This is a genomic window from Pyxidicoccus fallax (assembly GCF_012933655.1).
Taxonomy (GTDB): Bacteria; Myxococcota; Myxococcia; order Myxococcales; family Myxococcaceae; genus Myxococcus; species Myxococcus fallax.
Window position 1 is genome coordinate 1 of record NZ_JABBJJ010000748.1, and the last position, 720, is coordinate 720.

Annotated in this window: 1 protein-coding gene; it reads left to right on the forward strand. The window is 73.8% G+C overall.

The window, feature by feature from the left end; genetic code table 11:
- The coding region (gene radC, locus HG543_RS53970; RefSeq protein WP_169352716.1) for a RadC family protein at nt 1–713 on the forward strand (713 nt) is incomplete at its 5' end.
- Nucleotides 714–720: the final 7 nt, after the last annotated feature.

Genomic DNA, 720 nt, shown 5'->3' on the forward strand with positions numbered 1-720 from the left:
GGACGGGCGGCGGGGAGGAGTCGCGAGAGCGCCTCTTCCGGTTGGGGGCGGAGGCCCTCACCGACCTGGAGCTTCTATGCGTGGTGTGGGGTCCGGGCACGCGGACGCCCGGTGCGCCGGAGCTGGCGGGCACGCTGCTGTCGCGTGCGGGCGGCCTCAAGGCGCTGGTGCACGAGGAGCCGCTGGCGCTGAGCCTCGTGCCGGGCGTGGGGCCAGCACGGGCCGCGCAGGTGCTGGCGGCGCTGGAGCTGGGGCGCCGCGCGCAGCGGGCCGTGGAGCGGCGGCCGAAGCTGCGCACGCCGAAAGAGATTCACGCGTACCTGGCGCCGACGATGGGCGCGATGCGGCGCGAGGTGTTTCACGTGCTGTGCTTCAACGCGCGCAACGTGCTGGTGCATGACGCGCGCGTGGCGGAGGGCACCATGAACGCGTGCCCGGTGGATCCGCGCGAGGTGTTCGCCGCGGCGCTCACGTCGCGGGCCACGGGCATCGTCCTCGCGCACAACCACCCGTCCGGAGATCCGGAGCCCAGCGTCCAGGACGTGGGCCTGACGCGGCACCTCGTGGCCGGGGCGGAGCTGCTCAACATCAAGGTGCTGGACCACGTGGTGGTGGGGGACGGCGGCTACGTGTCGATGATGGAGCGGGGCCTGTTGCCAGAAGCGGAGCGGGAAGCGAGGCGCGCATGGGGCGCGGCGGGAGGAGGTGGCTGATGGTGGG